The 15,277-nt window shown below is 55.0% G+C and carries 20 protein-coding genes and 1 tRNA gene; 12 read left to right on the top strand and 9 right to left on the bottom strand.

Features of this window, described 5'->3' with window-relative positions; all coding sequences use genetic code 11:
* The 9 genes from HY011_34265 (at window position 1) to HY011_34225 (ending at window position 8,791) form a co-directional block, all read left to right on the top strand.
* The gene (locus HY011_34265) at window positions 1-141 is read left to right on the top strand and encodes a hypothetical protein (GenBank protein MBI3428017.1); all 141 of its coding nucleotides are present in this window, start codon (window positions 1-3) and stop codon (window positions 139-141) included.
* Between the two features lie 255 nt (window positions 142-396).
* Complete coding sequence (locus HY011_34260; GenBank protein MBI3428016.1) at window positions 397-876, top strand: single-stranded DNA-binding protein; 480 nt, start codon at window positions 397-399, stop codon at window positions 874-876.
* A 231-nt stretch (window positions 877-1,107) separates the two neighbouring features.
* On the top strand, window positions 1,108-1,599 hold the full coding sequence (locus tag HY011_34255; GenBank protein ID MBI3428015.1) for a hypothetical protein: 492 nt from the start codon (window positions 1,108-1,110) through the stop codon (window positions 1,597-1,599).
* Window positions 1,600-1,714: 115 nt separating this feature from the next.
* The gene (locus tag HY011_34250) at window positions 1,715-5,707 is read left to right on the top strand and encodes a hypothetical protein (protein MBI3428014.1); all 3,993 of its coding nucleotides are present in this window, start codon (window positions 1,715-1,717) and stop codon (window positions 5,705-5,707) included.
* A 28-nt stretch (window positions 5,708-5,735) separates the two neighbouring features.
* Window positions 5,736-6,176 carry a hypothetical protein gene (locus HY011_34245; protein ID MBI3428013.1) on the top strand — a complete coding sequence of 147 codons (441 nt, stop codon included), beginning with the start codon at window positions 5,736-5,738 and terminating at the stop codon, window positions 6,174-6,176.
* Window positions 6,177-6,264: 88 nt separating this feature from the next.
* Entirely contained in the window at window positions 6,265-6,609 is a 345-nt protein-coding gene (locus HY011_34240) for a hypothetical protein (protein MBI3428012.1), read from the top strand.
* A 78-nt stretch (window positions 6,610-6,687) separates the two neighbouring features.
* Window positions 6,688-7,032, top strand: coding sequence for a hypothetical protein (locus HY011_34235; GenBank protein ID MBI3428011.1), 345 nt, complete (start codon window positions 6,688-6,690; stop codon window positions 7,030-7,032).
* 35 nt (window positions 7,033-7,067) lie between these two features.
* Entirely contained in the window at window positions 7,068-7,451 is a 384-nt protein-coding gene (locus tag HY011_34230; GenBank protein ID MBI3428010.1) for a hypothetical protein, read from the top strand.
* A 617-nt stretch (window positions 7,452-8,068) separates the two neighbouring features.
* Window positions 8,069-8,791, top strand: coding sequence for a zinc ribbon domain-containing protein (locus HY011_34225; GenBank protein MBI3428009.1), 723 nt, complete (start codon window positions 8,069-8,071; stop codon window positions 8,789-8,791).
* 64 nt (window positions 8,792-8,855) lie between these two features.
* Here the strand turns inward: HY011_34225 and HY011_34220 are convergent, their stop codons facing one another.
* From HY011_34220 to HY011_34200, 5 genes are all read right to left on the bottom strand, one after another.
* Window positions 8,856-9,080 carry a hypothetical protein gene (locus tag HY011_34220; protein MBI3428008.1) on the bottom strand — a complete coding sequence of 75 codons (225 nt, stop codon included), beginning with the start codon at window positions 9,078-9,080 and terminating at the stop codon, window positions 8,856-8,858.
* 161 nt (window positions 9,081-9,241) lie between these two features.
* On the bottom strand, window positions 9,242-10,054 hold the full coding sequence (locus HY011_34215) for a hypothetical protein (protein ID MBI3428007.1): 813 nt from the start codon (window positions 10,052-10,054) through the stop codon (window positions 9,242-9,244).
* A gap of 128 nt (window positions 10,055-10,182) precedes the next feature.
* Window positions 10,183-10,428 (bottom strand): hypothetical protein, encoded by a 246-nt coding sequence (locus HY011_34210; protein MBI3428006.1) that lies wholly within the window; start codon window positions 10,426-10,428, stop codon window positions 10,183-10,185.
* Between the two features lie 60 nt (window positions 10,429-10,488).
* Window positions 10,489-10,893, bottom strand: coding sequence for a hypothetical protein (locus HY011_34205; protein ID MBI3428005.1), 405 nt, complete (start codon window positions 10,891-10,893; stop codon window positions 10,489-10,491).
* Between the two features lie 59 nt (window positions 10,894-10,952).
* Entirely contained in the window at window positions 10,953-11,330 is a 378-nt protein-coding gene (locus tag HY011_34200; GenBank protein MBI3428004.1) for a hypothetical protein, read from the bottom strand.
* A 118-nt stretch (window positions 11,331-11,448) separates the two neighbouring features.
* Here HY011_34200 and HY011_34195 point away from each other — a divergent pair, with 118 nt between their 5' ends.
* Together HY011_34195 and HY011_34190 are read left to right on the top strand one after the other, a co-directional pair.
* Window positions 11,449-11,760 (top strand): helix-turn-helix domain-containing protein, encoded by a 312-nt coding sequence (locus HY011_34195; protein ID MBI3428003.1) that lies wholly within the window; start codon window positions 11,449-11,451, stop codon window positions 11,758-11,760.
* 69 nt (window positions 11,761-11,829) lie between these two features.
* Entirely contained in the window at window positions 11,830-12,129 is a 300-nt protein-coding gene (locus HY011_34190) for a hypothetical protein (protein MBI3428002.1), read from the top strand.
* A 158-nt stretch (window positions 12,130-12,287) separates the two neighbouring features.
* On the opposite strand, the gene HY011_34185 is transcribed toward HY011_34190, so the two are convergent.
* From HY011_34185 to HY011_34170, 4 genes are all read right to left on the bottom strand, one after another.
* Window positions 12,288-12,361: transfer RNA gene (locus HY011_34185), tRNA-Arg, on the bottom strand.
* Between the two features lie 11 nt (window positions 12,362-12,372).
* Window positions 12,373-12,918, bottom strand: coding sequence for an adenine phosphoribosyltransferase (locus tag HY011_34180; GenBank protein MBI3428001.1), 546 nt, complete (start codon window positions 12,916-12,918; stop codon window positions 12,373-12,375).
* Between the two features lie 24 nt (window positions 12,919-12,942).
* Window positions 12,943-13,215 carry an acylphosphatase gene (locus HY011_34175; protein MBI3428000.1) on the bottom strand — a complete coding sequence of 91 codons (273 nt, stop codon included), beginning with the start codon at window positions 13,213-13,215 and terminating at the stop codon, window positions 12,943-12,945.
* An 83-nt stretch (window positions 13,216-13,298) separates the two neighbouring features.
* Window positions 13,299-14,540 carry an FAD:protein FMN transferase gene (locus HY011_34170; GenBank protein MBI3427999.1) on the bottom strand — a complete coding sequence of 414 codons (1,242 nt, stop codon included), beginning with the start codon at window positions 14,538-14,540 and terminating at the stop codon, window positions 13,299-13,301.
* 95 nt (window positions 14,541-14,635) lie between these two features.
* Between HY011_34170 and HY011_34165 the strand changes: the two genes are divergently transcribed.
* Window positions 14,636-15,259, top strand: a complete 624-nt coding sequence (locus HY011_34165; protein MBI3427998.1) for a carbohydrate-binding family 9-like protein — start codon at window positions 14,636-14,638, stop codon at window positions 15,257-15,259.
* The last annotated feature ends 18 nt before the right edge of the window (window positions 15,260-15,277 follow it).

The following is a 15,277-nucleotide window of genomic DNA, read 5'->3' as shown; positions in this document are numbered from 1 at the left end:
TTGTGGAGAAAACCCGACATTCCCGACATTCCCGACATCGAGGGCGAATTGCGGGTGCTAATGTCGGGTTTTGATGTCGGGTTTTTTGGGCCGATGTCGGGTTTTTCGACATCAACTTGCCCAGTGGAATCAATGGGTTAAGTGCCCAATGTCGGGAATGTCGGGTTTTATCCGCACTAGAGAGGCTCAGAGAGTTTTCCAGGCTTTTCTGATGTCGGGTTTTTCAAAAGCCGCGCAAAAACCCGACATCAAAACCCGACATTTCCCGACATTGGGCGGGCAAATGGAGCGGTTGGAGAACGAAAGTCGAATGAATTCAGCAATGCGAAATGCTCCGGGTTGCTCTCGTGGATAAAACCCGACATTCCCGACATTGAGCAAAAAGGAGAAATCATCATGGCAAGCTTCAACAAAATCATCATCGTCGGATATTTGGGCCGCGACCCCGAAATCCGCTACACGCCAAGCGGCGAAGCCGTCTGCAATTTCTCAGTTGCAACAACAGAACGGCGCAAAGACGTCACCGGCGAGTTCCAGGATTTAACGACCTGGTTCAAGATCACCGTCTGGCGGCGGCAAGCTGAGATTGCCAACGAGTACCTTTCAAAAGGCAAACAGGTCTACGTCGAAGGCCGGCTGCGCCAGACTGAATATACGGACCGTGATGGCAACCGCCGCACAGCTTTGGAGGTGACGGCCTCAGACATCCAATTCTTGGGAGCCAAGGGCGAAGGCGGAGACGAGCGAAGCCAGACGGAAACAGCGGCACCATCGCAGACGAAGACCGGCAATGCTGGCGCGAACAAAGCTGCGGCCCGTGCTGCGTTGAAAGCGCAAGCACCGCCAAGCCTGGGTGATGACGAAATACCGTTTTAATTTTGAGTTTGTCCTCACGGTTCGCTGGCATAGACGTGAGGGCAATGAAGCGGGCGCAGAGCACTTTTTAGCAGCTTTCTTTGGTGCCGCGCTCGCTTCTTGAAAACTTTGCCGCAGACCAGCAGTGAGGCGAGCGGTAAAGGCCAGGCGCGGCGGTGCTTGGCTAGGCGGGTGCCTCGCTTACTCCTTGTGGGGCACCCGTGGAATTAACTGAAAAACTGAAAGGAAATTATGGCAGCAGCACAAACGCAACTTGTTGACGACCGGCTGGTAGCCGCCCAAGCGCGACTGGCCGAAACGCAGGACAAAGAAACAGCATTGACCAAAGCACTGGGACCGATTCAATCCGCAGCAATTAACGCGGTCATCAATAAACGTGATTTTGAATTTGTCGTGCAATTGGGACTGCTCGCAAAAAACGATCCGCGTTTTGTAACAGTCTGTGAAACCAGCGATACCGCAGTCGCGCAGTTTCGGGAAGCTGAAGCAGCCTGTGAGCACGCAAAAGGTGAGGCGATAGAAGCCAGCCAAGTGTTGGAGATTGAACGTAACCGTCCGACGCTCGAAAAACGAGTTCAGGATGCAGAAGCCGAGCTTGAGCGGTTGCGAAAGAAGGGTGAGCGCTCCGGCGAATTGCCAGCGACGCTGGGCGAAATTGCGGCGGTCAAATGGCGACTCCAAAAGGCGCGAGAATCGCTGACGCCAACCACTGCCGCCATATAATTCACTGGCTTTTATCAGTAAAAACCGTAAACTCCCCCTGAAATTATCCCACCGACTCGCCGCAGGCCAGCCCTGCAACAGCCTTCTCGGTAATTGCCAAACTGAGAGGCCGCAAATGTTTGTAGATAACGCCGTTGTTGGGTATGCCTTGGATGACAGCAATTTTGCCGCTGGCGCGAAGCGCGTCGTCTCAGCCTTCAAGGAAATCCTTGAGCGTGGCAAAGAATCCCAAAAACAAGTTGAACGATTACGTGACGAACTAGGCCGATTCCAGAAAGGCCCGGCTGCATCTGCTGCCAGCTTTGGCAGCTTCTTCAAAGGCGCAGACGGGATAGTTGGAAAACTCACGGGGCTGGTCAAATCGCTCTACGTTCAATTGGCCGCGTTGGCTGCGCTGGCCGGTGGCGCGGGCCTGTTTGCCGCCTTCCTCAAGCAAGGTGTCGAATTCAACGCCACGATTCAAACTTCAAAGCTGGGCATCGCCTCGCTGATTGCCACGCTGGGCGAACTTAAAAACGCATCTGGGCAAAAGCTCTTGGGCGCAGACGCCTTGAAAGCAGCCATCCCGCTGGCGAATGACCAAATCAAAAAGTTGCGCATCGCGGGTCTTGAGACGGCCGCCGCCACACGCCAACTCATCGAAGGCTTTCAAACCAGTTTAGGGCCAGGTCTGTCTGCTGGGCTCAACCTCGATCAAATTCGCCAGATCACGATTGACCTGACGCAAGCGGCCAGCGCGTTGGGCGTGCCCTTGCGCGAGATTGGGCAGGAAACGCGCGCCATCCTTTCCGGTGATATTGACCAGAATGCGCGTGTGGCCAAGGCGTTGGGCCTGACCAATCCAATGGTCAAGAGCTGGCGCGAGCAGAACAAGCTGGCTGACGAACTCAATAAACGTCTAGCGGTTTTTCGGGCATCGGGCGCGGAAGTAGCGAAGACGTTTGATGGCGTGACCTCGAACTTTCAGGAAGCAGTTGAAGTGCTGGGCGGGGGCGCATCGGAAAAGCTGACTACCGGATTTACGCAGCGCTTAGACAAGTTGACCAAATCGCTGTTCGACCCGAAAGCGCTGGACATTGACGCCAAACTGAAACCGCTGTTGGCCTTTATTGATGACATCGCCACGCTTATTTCCGGTCGGCTTTTTGACGCGGCAGACGGTTTCATTCGCCAACTCAAAGAGATTGGCGAGCAGAAGAAGTTATTGACTGAGATTGTCGGCGAGTTTGATCAGTTGATTGATTCGGTGGTCGGGTTCGGCGGTTCGCTTGACATCCTGCCCAGTAAAGAACGGTTGTTGCAGGAAATAAAAATTACTTTGCAAGACACCACGTCAGCGGTGACTGAGTTGCGCGACTGGTTTGAACTATTGGGCGCGGCGGGCGCGGCGGCAATGGATGGTATCGGGATCGCCGTGCTCAACCTCATCAATGAGCCGTTAAAGTTGTTGGGCCAGGAAGTTCCCGGCATACAAAAGGCGTTGGACAGTCTGCGGCAAAACAACGCCTTTCAAGTGAACCGGCTTGATCAGGGTTTTATCAATTCACGCAATCTGGAAGATTTACGTGCCTACAAGGCGCGCGTGTTTGATGCTGGGAATGCGGTGGAAGTAGACCCGCGCACCGGTAAGCCCGCCACGCTGAGCGGGCATACGCCAGCGCGTCCATCGGCCAGTAAGAGCGCATTGCACGCGGCCCAGCAACTGGCGGAAGCCCGTCTCTCGTTGTTGCGCTCCGAACGTGACAATGAACTAAAGTTGCTCGAAGACCAATACAAACGCCAGCAAGATTTACTGGATGAATCACACAAAGAAGGGTTGACTTCCGAGTACGAGTACATTCAGCAGCGTGCCGCCATCAAGACAGCCAGCGTTGAGGCTGAAATCGCCAGCCAGAAAGTCCTGGCGGAAGAAACCCGAAAACAGATTGCCCTGATCAGGAAAGAGACTCCCGAACGGTTGAAGCTGGAAGAAAAGCTGAACGACCTGCTGACTGAGCAAACCATCAAGCAGCGCGACTTGCTTGAGATTGAGCGTCTGCGCGCTCACGAACGCGAGAAGCTACTCAAGCCCATCATCAATCTTGACTACTTCAAAGAGTTGGCCAGTAAGCCGCCAGAGTTAAAACTGGGTGAAGTTCCAGACCCCTTAGCTGGATTGCGGCAACGAGGTGCGGCAGCGGAATTGTTGCAGGCACAATTGCGTCGTGACGAGGAGCAGGTACAAGCGCGCACCACACAAGGCGTCGTGAGTGAGACGCAAGGTCGCCGCGAACTCTTGGGCGTGCAAACGAAATATCGCGACAAACTGATCGAAGCCTACCAAGCCCAAAAGGAACTGGTGCGCGCCACACAACTCGACCCGCTCACCGGCTTTGCACAAAAACCTCTAAAAATGACGGACTTTTTGTGCAGGTTGAAAAAAAGCGGCGATAAGTCATTTGGATTTGCGCGCGCTTCTACGCAATCACTCGACTTTTTGTGCAAACGGGACTTTTTGTGCAAAGCCCCGCTCACCAAAGAAATCGGACTAGCAAACTTGGATGTTGAGATCGAGCAACTCAAAACCCTTGGCAAAGAACTCAACAACACTGGCCGGTTCGCCAAAGGACTGGGCAGCGAATTTACCACGGGCGATTTCTTTGAGGGGCTTGGTGGTGGCCTGCGCGACACGATCCGACAAGGCTTTGACGACGGCTTTGCGGGCGCTTCCCTCTCGTTCGGCAAATTGCTGAAGCGGTTGGCAGCGGACTTGCTCACGTCTGAATTGATCAAGGTTTTGCGCAATCTCTTTAACCCAAAAGCCACGTCCACCGGCACCACCTCGCCAACTGGCACAACGGGCGGCGGGCTTTTGAACTCAGCCTCCAATTTTTTGACTGGCAGCGGTGGCGGATACGGCGGGTTTCTGACCCCTTCCTATTCTGGCGCACCAATTCCGGGTGCGGGCAGTGGTGGCAGTGCAGTAAGCAATGGTGGCTTCAACATTCGCGGCATCCTGCAACGCATTCCCGCCTTGGGTAGATTATTTGGCCGCAGTGGATTTGGCAGTTATGCGGGGACGGCCACAAGCGCATTGGGCGACTTACCGAAGATACCTGGCGTAGCGATCCCGCAGTTAGGTGGCGGCGTGGCGGCGGCTGGTTCGGCAGTGGGCGGACTGGGCGCAGCCGGTGCATTGTTGGGCGGCGGACTGTTGGGCCAAAAGGCAGGCGGCAGTTCACAGATTGGTCAACTGCTTGGTGGCCTCGGCGGGACGTTGGGCGCTGGTGTGCTGGCGGGCGCGCTGGGCGGCACGGCGGCGGGCGCGGGCATCTTTGGTGGCGCGTTCGGGTCGGCCTTGCCGGCGCTGTTCAGCAATCCAATCACGGCGATTGTGGCGGGTGGACTGGTCGGTGGTGCGCTGCTTTTTAACTATTTTGGCGGCAAGGACTTTCGCAAGTTCAAAAAAACCGTCAAAGACGAATACGATGTCAGCGTGGATGGCAAGTCAGGTAAGGCTGTGTTCGAGCAGATTAAACAACTTGGCGAATCGTTGTATGGCAAAGGCCAATTCAAAAACAACATGCTCACCACGATCCGCAACGAACAGGCCAAAGAACTGCTCGCCGCCTACGCAGAGTCCACCGGCCAAACCAACAGCCGCTTGGTCAAGCAACTGCGCGAAACTCAGCAACTCCAAGATCAATTCAATTCTGCCAATCGCTTTACCCGGAGGCTGTTTGGCGGCCCGGTCAGCGCCGGAGACCAAGTATTCGACGGCCTGCGCGGAATCAACGTCGGCAGCGGGGCTGAAATTTTTGTGCCCCAAACAAATGGCAACATCTTCCCCTTTGATGACTTCTTTGAACGTCTCACCACGAGCTTAGCCCAACGAATCCCCGCAACCACATCAACACGCGCGAGCGGTGCGCCAACAATGGGCGAGCGAATTGTTGCCGCCGCAATTGAGCGAAACACGGCGGCGCTCGAAAGCTTGGAAACCCGGCCTGCCGGGCACGTGGTGATGACCGGACTTCGGGAATCGGGTCGAGAGAGCGCGCAAACCATCGCAGAAAACCTGCGGAATAACCCCGACGCAAAGCGAGCTTTGTTTCGAGATCAACTTTAACCACTGACAACCACGGAGGATTTGAACCATGTCATCAATCGAAAACCAACTCATTTTGAAGCGCGCCCAAGAACAAATTGTTGCTTCGAACAATTCCCTGCGCAAACAGCGGTTTACGGATGAGATTCAGGGCAACCGGATTGGCGGTGTCCGCTGGGTTGGCAACCACGCCAAGCACCTGGAGCACTTGGAAAAACTCGCCAAACTCTTTGGCGAAAATTCGGTAGAGGTTGATACCTATATTGCCGACCAGAAAACGCTGGCTAAACACGGCGTCCATCCCAATCCCTTCCCTTCAATCGGCTTCGGCAATCCAACGGCGGCGGCAGGTACAGCCACTGGCCTGCTCGACGCTAAGGCCCGCAAGCTGATGAGCGAAAGTGGCGGGGCGATGGAGTACACCGAAGCCTTGGGTTTGGCCGTGCGCCAGAATCCCGGTCTTTATGAGCAACACGTCGCCAGATTCTGATGGCCTATGGCCTACGTTGCGCTGCCGCTGTTAAACGTTTTGGCGGCGGCGCAGCCTATGCAATCTGGGGCGATTCTGAGGCGAATCTATGCTTTCCAATACCCAAATATCTCAATTTCCTGACTACCTGTCAGCTCGTGAATCTCAGTGGCTGACATACCTTGATCAATCCGCTGCCTGGTCAACCGAAAGGCAGTTCGGCCTTGGAGCCTTCATGGTTGAGAGCTTGATCCGACTGGGTTACCTCCCCCCGTTCCCCTTTGGGTGCCGAACGATGGGGGAGCTGCGGGATCGGTCAGTGCAGGAGTGCAAAACGTATTTGAGCAACTTTCAAAAAATAGTAAGCAAGCCGGTAGGTGGCAAAAATGCGGAAGGCGCCATCCTGGTTGGGCTTTTTGAAGAGTGGCTATTGCACACTGGTGAGAAACTTTGATTTGAGGTAACGAGTGCCGACACAAAAGAAAAAGCCAACCAAGAAGCAAGCTAGACAAATAACCAAAGGAGTAAAATTATGAACCTGAGCACACGAGCAAACAGGCTTGATGCCTACTTCAAAAAAAGAGAGCAAGAATTAATCGCGTATTTGAAGCAAACACATGCGCTACCTGCGAAAAAGAGCTTCGCCTTTGCTGCATTTCTGCTTGAAAACTTCATCAAATTGGGAGTCGCGCCGCCGCTGCCATCAGGCTACAAAAACATCATAGAATTAAGGGACAAATCACATAATAAATTTGCGGCATACGTGAAAGCATTGCCCGGAAAAATAAAGGACCTTCCTGTTGGTGAAGACGCCAAGCGCATCATCTCAGTCCGCCTATTCGATCAATGGTTGGCGATTTCTGGTGACAAGGTTTGAGAGTTTTTGAGAGTTTTTGAGAGGCTTTCGAGCTAATGGGAATAAAACTCACCGCAAAACAAGTTCGCGCAATTGAAGCGCTTCTGTCTGAAAGAACTATTGCAGATGCGGCTGTCGCGGCAGGGGTGGGCGAGGCATCGCTCTATCGTTGGCTAAACGACCCCGCCTTCGACAAGGCATATAAGTCAGCTCGATCGCGCTTACTCGAAACCACGTTGACCCGTTTGCAGCACGTATCTTCTGATGCGGTCAAAACTCTCCACGAAACACTCACGGACCCACTCGCACAAGCGCCAGCGCGCGTTTCAGCCGCACGCACCATCCTTGAATTCTCGTTAAAAGCACGGGAGGCACTGGAGTTGGATGATCGTTTGTCAGCGCTGGAAGAGGTCCTATTGGCTGGAAAGAAAACCACGTGATTTTGAGGTTAAAGGCTTTCGCGATTTCAGGATTTCAATCATGCCACGTCGCCCGTCATCAAACTTGCTCCGAATCGAAACCGCCCAGCCAGCGCAATGGCTTCGCTGCTATCCGTTGCACCCGGCACGCGAGTGTGCGTTTCAGGTGGATCGTGGCGCGTACTTCTGTGGCAGATGCGGCGCGCTCTATGACGCAGACGGCAAGCTGATCGAACGCCAGACGGTAACTTTGATCGAGGCCCCAACAGCCAGCAGTGCCCTGGCCTGGGCTCTTGCAAAGCCGGTTGGAGCCAGCTAGCTGGCAAGCCAGCTAGCTGGCTTGCCAAATTGCCAGATGGCCTGAAAGCCTGATTACCAGTTGTAACGTCGGTCGTTTTGTCGTTTTGCCGGTTTGTTAGCCGACCGGTTGACCGACCGGTTGACCGACCGGTTGACCGACCGGTTGACCGGTAGAATCTCGTGCTTCCAGAATGGGTTACAGTTAGCATCTCGCACTTGACCTTTCTCGTGGTCAGGCGTAATTTCCCGCCGCCGCACGTCCTGTGTGACTCACTGGAAAGCCCTGAATAGAAACACAGCACTATCAAACTTCGCCGTGCCCCGGAAAGGTTCGACCCGTGATTTGTACTCATTGCCAGTTTGAAAATAGCAAACAAGCAAAGTTCTGTAGTAACTGCGGCCAGCCACTCTCGTTCATCTTGGAGGCGGCCCCAAGCAAACCGAAATTCAGTTCTGCGAAAGTTATTGTTGCCTTCTTACTGTTATTTCTAGGACTCCGGATTATCGTCTTCATTTCTAACTGGCCGCTAAACCATTCCATTCAGAGTAATTCCTATCCAGCAACTGATACTGCTTTCACCCCTACCACAGCAACCACGCCTCCCCCCTCACCAAGTCCAATGCCGGAACTTTCTTCAAATGACCATCTCGCAGAAGCCAAGACTTTAATTGGCCGCTCTTATGACAAAGAGAATTACGAATTGGCTATGAAGCATTTGTCTGTTATCCCCGAAAAGGCCCGTGAATACAGAGAAGCCGGGCGGCTTTTGAAACAAGCAGGACAGACCTTTTTATACGAAGAAGCTGCCGGACCAATCCCTGCCCGGAGGAACTATGATGGCAAAGTTTATTGCGTGGATTATTATCTGAAACGAGTTCTCAACGACTACGACAGCGCCGAATATCTTGAGTGGCGTGGTCCTGCCAAGATAAAGAAAAAAGGAATCACCTATTGGACAGTCCAGTTGACTCTGCGAGCAAAGAATGGTTTTGGCGCTAAGGTCATTAAAGCCTACACTTTTCTGATTCAGAACAATCAAGTCGTGAAAGCCTCTTCTTGATCTAAATACGTATGAACTCAATACGAGGACGGATTGGTGCTCAGCCTCGCCAACGATCTAACAGTTAGTCCATCCCCTTCTCTGTGCGCCGATCCGCCACCCATGCGGTGACGGTGCCCAGTAGTTCAGCTTTCGGCAACGCCAGCCATTCAGCCAGCAATTTCCTGCTGACATATCCCAAGTAGGTTTTGGTCTGGCGGTGCGCCTGTGCGCCGTCTGGCGCGTGCCAGCAACTGAAGCCGGGCCGGTCGGTTCTCTTCTCCCACTGGATCGCAGGCAGCGGCGGCAACGAATCAGACCCGCTACCGCCACGTTTTTTCGTTGACCCGCTACCGCCACGTTTTTCCGTTGGAGCCTTCGTCTCGGCTTTTCGGACAGGCGCGGCCGTTGTCGAGATTAGCGCCAGTGATGCGCCACCGGGTGAAGGCGGCGGGGCATCCATCACCGGCCTTAGACTTTTGGGGCTGAGTCCCAATCCACGCCGTTGCCTACTTGCTGGCCACCGCGCCAGACGGCTGTAGGCTTCGCTGTTGACTGCGGCGTGATGCGCGCGTGTTCGGCCTCGCTGTATATCCGCTCCGCTTCGGCAAAGGGCAGCGCGAATTCAGCCGCGACAGCCTCAATGGCTTTCCGTCGAGCAGCGGCATTGCGGAGCGCGTTCATCGCGGGTGAATTGGCAGCCAGATCGTAGGCTTCGCGGTTGCGGGCCTGATCATTCAGATACTGTTGCGCCCATGCCGCGTCGCGCGTGGCTTGCGTGTCGAGCGCGTTCGCCATCATCACGTTCTGGCGTCGTTTCGCGTAGAGCGATGACCACAACCAAAGCACCGCGCCGATCACCAGCGGGGAACCGTAGACCGTATAGTTCTCAATCCACGGTAAGACGTTGGCGCGCTGAATCAGCAGGAAAGCGGCGAGGATGTTCAGGCACAAGATAACCTTCAACACGACCAACGCACGGCCAGCCAGTTCGCGTTGCTCGCTGCTTTTGAGAAACGAGGCCATCCCATAGACCAGCGCGAGAAATGAGCCATCCAACGCAAACACGACCAGCCAAGCTGCATTCTTCGCGCCGATGGTGCTTTCGTAGAAATCATTGCCCGCCATGCCCTTGTGGCCAATGAAGTAGCTCGCGCCCGCGCTGATCGCCGCGCCAATGAGAAGAAAAAGCCAATGGGCAATTGCGCCGGTGGTTTCGTGTTTTTTGTCGGCCTGTTCTTCAAATTGGGTTTGCTTCGTTTGATAAGCTTGATAGGACTGCATTTCAATTGCCTTTCAATGGGAAGGGCCGAAGCGGTAGGATGACAATGAAGGCAGCATCTGCGCGCTTCGGCGTGTGGTTGTTGTTAGGGGCTTTCCTGGTGTAGACGCACTCGGAAAGCCCTTTCGCGTTATGAGATTGAGCCGAACGCGCTACGCAGGCAGCGCTCAGCATCAGCCGTAGACTCCCCGCCGAGGAAACCGAACTCATTGCCAATTGAAACGGCGGCTTCAATCGCGTAATCCCGCACGATGGCGGGGGTCGCCGGGTCAGACAGCAAGGCGACCGTCGCTTGCGTAAACTGCTCATACACCGGGCGCAGCGCACGGGCCTGCGCGACAGACGGGTTAGTCGTGGAAGTCATTTCAGTTTGCATCTTGTTTTCTCCGTTTATATTCGAGTTCGTGGTAATGGCTGGCGGGGCAGGCCAGCACGGTTAAACGCCAACGCGCAAAGAAGCAAGTGCCGCAACTTGGGCTTCGCGGATGGCGCGTTGCAAAACTTCGGGCTTGATCTTCTGACCCGTCGCAGCGGCATCAAGTTCAGCATCAAGCGCGTAAATGACCGGCGCGAGATAGGCCATCACCAGCGGCTGCCACATGGCTCCGCTCTCATCTGTCACGCGGTAGAGCGCCGTCATAAACCGATCAATCGGCACATCGGACATAGGCCGCTGACGTGTGGTGAACCAGCAATAGCTCAGCGCCTCAAAGGTGTGCTCTGCCACCTGATTGACGAGCTGATCCGCCGTGAGTTTGGGCGCGGCCTTCGGTTTGGGCACCATGCGAAGGTGCGTATTCGTTTTCGTTGCCACTTCCATTTCCATTTTTGGGTTCTCCATTCTTTGCTTTGGGTTTGGGGGAAAGGCTGGCGCGCGAACCGCCAGCCCGTTGCGTCGCGTCAGATCATCACGCTGCCGTAATACCAGCCGCTCAATTGACCGTTGCTGACGAAGCGCACATTGCTTGTCGTGACGGGCTTCGTCTCGATCACGGGCGCGGCTGATTGCTCAGCCTGCCGATGAATCGAAGCCACCGCGATGTTGACCGCCGCTGCGGCGGCGACGTGGTAGCAAAGCATGCCAGCCTCGCCCGCCTTGCAGTTGCATTCGGCCAGCTTGTGACCGTTGGCAACCACGAAGCGCACGATGTAGACGCGCTGACCATCGCTGGAACTCACCGTGTAGGTGCGCTCACCCAGCCATTTGACGAAGGGGCGAACCGCTTTCGCTCTTTCAATCGCCTTGTTCATCTTGTCGCCGCGTTCCAGTTTGATCATTGCCGTGTACCTTTCGTTTGTGATGTCCAACTGACGGGAATAATATACGGCTGTCGGTATATTTCGTCAAGCTAAATAGTCGTTTGACGGAACTTTTTTTTTCCGCTATAAGACATGTATGAACCTACTCGGAACACAACAGGCAGCAGATAAGTTGGGTGTGAGCGTTCGGCGCATCCTTGCACTGATTTACGAGGGCAAGCTTGCTGCGCAACAGATAGGGCGAGAGTACGTTATTCAAGAATCGGCACTGGCCAACGTCACCATTTATGGTAAGCCAGGCCGTCCCAAAAAAACTGATGAAGCCGAGGCTATAGAAGTAACACGCGAATCTGCGCCGGTGAACGCCAAGACGAAGAAGGCCAAAACCGGCGCAGCCGAGACGAAGCCAACGGCAAAGAAGCGAGATAGTAAGGCGAAAGGGAAGTAAAGGGGATCCAATTGCTCTTAACTATTAAGCGCGATGATGCACAACTATAATTCACAAAGGAAGAACAATATGAGCCAACATAAAAACGATTCCGACCAGCCCCAAACTTTCTATGAGATTCTCGGTATTGATCGGATGGAAAAGGAAATTGAATTTTGTCAGCAAGAGGCTGACGCCATAACTCAGCACAAAGCGATCATTGCAAGTAAACCTCCTTTCCCAGATAAGGAGCGATTACTTGGCCTTTTAGACCAAGCTGCCAGAAGCAATGAAGACCTGCTTGCGGCCATAGCCGTAAATAAAAAAGAAAAAGAGGGTTTTATAGAGGAATTACGGTCAATGATTCAAAACACACTGGGAGCTGCCTGAAGAGACAGGTGCCTCTAAAGAAAAACGAAAACAGGATTGAAAAAGCAGAAGGTCAGTGATGACTGAGGGAAAAATAAAATCAGGCAATGTGGCATTCAATGTGGCATCGCTGCCAATTGCATGCATATTGTCTGACGGTAAGTTGTTGAATTCCTTAATGCGCTTGGCTGGACTCGAACCAGCGGCCTACTGCTTAGGAGGCAGTCGCTCTATCCACCTGAGCTACAAGCGCGAGCTATCAAATTACGCGGCGTATTTTAGCAGCGAGAAGACATCATAACCAGCGAGCTTGGCGCGACCGGGCAGAAATTCGAGTTCGACCATGAACGACAGGCCGACGACGTTGCCGCCAAGTTTTTCGACCAGTTGGGTGACGGCTTTGGCAGTGCCGCCGGTGGCGAGCAGGTCGTCTACGATAATGACGTTGTGGCCCGTGCCGATGGCGTCTTTGTGGATTTGCAATGTGTCGCTGCCGTATTCGAGATCGTAACTAACGCTCTCGCATTCGGCGGGCAGCTTCTTGGGTTTGCGCACGGGCACGAAGCCAGCGCCGAGTTGCGCGGCGATGTAAGGCGCAAAGATGAAGCCGCGCGATTCGATGCCGATGACGGTGTCAATGGCGTGGCCCTGGTATTTGGCCGTCAATTGATCGAGCGCGGTTTTCAGGCCCGCCGGATGTTTGAGCAGCGTCGTGATGTCGTAAAACAGAATGCCGGGTTTGGGGAAGTCGGGGACTTCGCGGATCAGGGCTTTCAGTTCTTTTTCGATGGCGGGATCAACAGCGGACATGAATTGGGAAGCTCCTTTTCGGAATCAGTGATCAATGCGGAATTCGCGGTAGCGGCCCGTGACGGGCAGGTCGGTCTCTTCGATGTCAGAGACGACGGCGAACGTCGGGCCTGCCGTCAGATCGGTTTTGAATTCATCCATCTCGTCGCGGTCGCCTTCGGCCACGACTTCGACGCGGCCATCGGGCAGGTTGCGCACCGTGCCGTGCACCTGATAGCGCGCAGCGGCACGCATCGCAAAGAAGCGATAGCCTACGCCTTGTACAGAGCCGGAGATGATGAAACGACGTGCGACCATAGTTGTGATGGATGATTTGAAAGAGGCGTCAAATTAGCCGCCCAAGGCAGGGAAGTCAACTTGCTGGCCGGTTCGCCGCAGGGTCAATCCGGTAAGTGCGTGAGTGTCCATTTGCCGCCCGCTTGCGGCAGGAAAAAGTAAACCTCAGTGCCCGGCCAGTCCGCCAGATGCGCGCGGCTCCACGCGACGCCTTGCACGTAAAACACATTGTCGAGCGCATCGCCCGCCGTGCCGTCAGCCGTCAACACCGCGACAGAAAGCATGTCCGGCACAGGCCGCCCGGTGCGCGGATCCATAATGTGCGAGTAGCGCACACCGCCCAGTTCAAAAAACTTTTCGTAATTGCCCGACACCGACAACGCGCGGTCTTTCAGCCGCACGGTCAGCGCCGTCTTGCGCGCATCGAGCGGGTCTCGGAGTTGAACCTCCCAGCCAGCGACTTGGTCGGGCGGCGTGCCCAACCCGTATATCGTGCTGCCCCCGGCGCTGACCAGCGCGCTGCGGATGCCGTGTTGTTTGAGCACGGCGACGGCACGATCTGCGGCGTAGCCTTTGGCGATGCCACCCAGATCGAGTTCGAGACCGGATGTGGCAAAGCTGACGGTGCGGTCGGTCGGATTCAAGCGCAGGTGCTGATAGCCAGTGCGCGCGCGGGCGATGGCAAGTTCAGCGTCACTGGGCATCCGCCCTTCGCCGCGAAAGAAGCCCCAGGCTTTCATCAGCGCGCCGACCGTGATGTCGAACGCGCCGTCAGACGCGCGGCTGTAGCGTAAACATTCGGTCAGGAAGTCAAAGAGTTCGGCTTCGGTTTTGACCGACTGTTGAGCGGCCTCGCGGTTCAGGCGTGAGAGTGGGCTGGCGGGTTTGTAATGGCTCATCAGCCGGTCAAGGCGGTCAACTTCGTCAAAGGCGGCATTGACGGCGAGGCGCGACGTTTGGGTGTCGCGGCCATACACAACGATGGTGTAGGTGGAAGCCATCGAGACGCGGCTGTCTTCGTAACGGATTAGTTCACGAGCGTTGGTTATTGGAAGGGAAGCGAAGATGGCTAAACAAACGAGCGAGACAAGCCCCAACGGGGCGCAATACGAAAGCCAGGGGCAGGCGAAGCGGCGCCCCTGGTAAGTCGTGCTGTTTAACCAAGCCCCGAAAGGGCGCAATAGCGCGTGATTATTGCGTCCCTTCAGGGCTTTCTCAATTTTGATCACCCCACCCAGGGCGTTGCCCCGGGCTTTCGTATCGCGCTCCGTTGGAGCTTGTATTTGCTTGTCCATCTTGCGACTCACGGCGGCTTGGGCGATGATGCCGCGCGTTAAACCAACCATCAGGAGCAAACCCAATGAAACTTCGCTGCAATCTACCAACGCTTGGGCTCGTATTGTTGCTGGCGACCACGGGCTGGGCGCAAGCCGCCAACGTCATCAACAGCTATCATGCCAAAGCCGATTTCGCGCTCAAGGCCGACCCGAATGATCCAAACTGGAAGTCGGTCAAGGGCGTTTTTTCGGAACGCGGCCCGCGCGGCGAACTGACGCCGGGGCATCGCACCGAGATTCGCGCGCGCTGGACGGACAAAAATCTGTACTTGCTGTTTATCTGTCCTTATGAAGAACTGTTCTTGAAAGCCAACCCTTCGACGACAACCGAAACCAACAAGCTGTGGGAATGGGACGTGGCCGAAGCTTTCATCGGCAGCGATTTCGCCAACATCAAGCGCTACACCGAATTTCAAGTCTCGCCGCAGGGCGAATGGGTTGACCTCGACATTGATCGTGGCTCAACGCCCGTGAATCACGACGTTGGCTGGAACTCCGGCTACGAAGTCAAAGCGCAAATCGTCAAAGAGAAAAAGGTTTGGTACGGTGCGATGCGCATCCCCTATGACAAACTGGACAAGCGCGCGCCGAAAGCCGGCAACGAACTGCGCGTCAATTTTTACCGCTTCCAGGGGCCGCCGCCCAACCGCAAACGCATCGCGTGGCAACCGACCAACAGCGACAATTACCACACGCCGGAAGCGTTTGGCACGTTACGCTTGAGATGAAGCAGTCAGTCACAGAAT

The organism is Acidobacteriota bacterium (genome assembly GCA_016196035.1).
Classification (GTDB): domain Bacteria; phylum Acidobacteriota; class Blastocatellia; order RBC074; family RBC074; genus JACPYM01.
The sequence above is the reverse complement of the archived record's forward strand: the minus strand, read 5'-3'. Positions and strand labels throughout refer to the sequence as shown.